Source organism: Vibrio fujianensis (genome assembly GCF_002749895.1).
GTDB classification, from domain to species: domain Bacteria; phylum Pseudomonadota; class Gammaproteobacteria; order Enterobacterales; family Vibrionaceae; genus Vibrio; species Vibrio fujianensis.
In genome coordinates this window covers 591841-593418 of sequence record NZ_NBUS01000054.1, presented here as the reverse complement: position 1 = coordinate 593418, position 1578 = coordinate 591841, and the positions used below count along the sequence as shown (strand labels likewise).

General features: G+C 43.2%; 2 protein-coding genes. Both read left to right on the top strand.

What is annotated here, in order from left to right; translation table 11 throughout:
• Positions 1–1422, top strand: a 1422-nt coding sequence (locus B7C60_RS15825; RefSeq protein WP_245869587.1) for a chemotaxis protein CheA, incomplete at its 5' end; no start/stop codon positions are given.
• Between the two features lie 87 nt (positions 1423–1509).
• Positions 1510–1578, top strand: a 69-nt coding sequence (locus tag B7C60_RS20110; protein ID WP_425445527.1) for a hypothetical protein, incomplete at its 3' end; no start/stop codon positions are given.

The window sequence follows — 1578 nt, the reverse complement described above, 5'->3', positions numbered from 1 at the left end:
GAATTTATTCGTGATGAAGGAGAGGTCTGGGTGTTTACTGAGGAGCAGTGTACGGCTGATTTTATGGCCAATTTACAACAACTCAGCCAGCAAAACCCATCCCATTTTCACTATTGTGGTTTATCGGTGAGTGAATCTACCGATTGTAGCTCGACGATCGGTGTCGAGCGCATCGAGTCTACGACTCCCTTAGTGAATGCAAATGCCCCTAAGTCTAAAGCTGCTAATGAAACACAGCATCGTGATTCAAAAAGTTTACGTGTCGATGCCGAGAAGCTCGACACGTTGATTAATCTTATTGGTGAACTGGTGACTGCTGGCGCTGGATGCGCACTACAGGCCAGCCACTATGCAGATAGTGTATTGCAAGAGTCAGTGTCCTGTTTAAATGGATTATTAGAAGAAGTGAGAGATGCCGCGCTCAAATTAAGAATGGTACCGATAGGGACGACCTTTATTCGATTTCAACGGGTCGTTAGGGATGTATCGAAAGAGCTGGGAAAAGAAATTGAGCTAGTTATCCATGGCGCAGAGACCGAATTGGATAAATCAGTCGTTGAGAAAATAGGCGACCCGTTGATGCATCTTATTCGTAATGCCATTGATCATGGCATTGAATCTCCAGATAGTCGCAAAGCACGAGGAAAATCCACTGCTGGAAACATTACCCTCAACGCTTACCATGATTCAGGAAATATTGTGTTAGAAATTAGCGACGACGGAAAGGGGTTGGATACCGAGAAAATTCGTCTAAAAGCGATAGAAAGAGGCTTAATTGATCCACAGAGCGTTCTTAGCCGTGAAGAAACGTATCAACTTATTTTTGAACCGGGTTTTTCAATGGCCAAAGAGGTGTCCAATCTTTCTGGTCGAGGGGTTGGAATGGATGTGGTTCGGCGAAATATTCACGAATTACGAGGCCGGGTTGAAATCGAAAGTGAAGTCTCTGTCGGAACGACTATCCGACTCATGCTTCCGCTCACCTTAGCCATTATTGACGGTTTTTTGGTTGAAGTCGGTCAAGAAGAGTTTGTCGTCCCCCTTGATTCAGTGAAAGAGTGCGTTGAACTGAATCATCACCTTGAAAAACGGACCGGTAAAGTAACCAATCATCTTAATTTAAGAGGCAACGTTTTACCCTTAATCGATCTACGTAAACAGTTTAATCTAAATTACCGCGCGCCTCGGCGGCAAAATGTTGTGGTGGTGCAAACCGGGGGGCAAATGGTTGGACTTGTGGTTGATCGACTCTTGGGCGAGTTACAAACCGTGATTAAACCGCTCGGTCCAATCTTTACCAATATTCAAGGGATCAGTGGTTCAACGATCTTAGGTAATGGGGATATAGCGCTTATCCTCGATATTCCAAGTTTAACACAGCAAATTATTCAGCAAGAATCTCAACAATTTACGATTCACTGAACAAGGGTATGAATTGAAGAAGTGAAGGAAAACTACGTTTATCAGATGAAGAACATGATGTTCATCACCTAAATAAGGAATCTGGCAATGTTTAAGAATCTCTCAGTAAAAATTAAGCTCAGTTTACTAATTGGGCTATTAGGTATTCTGTTGGTG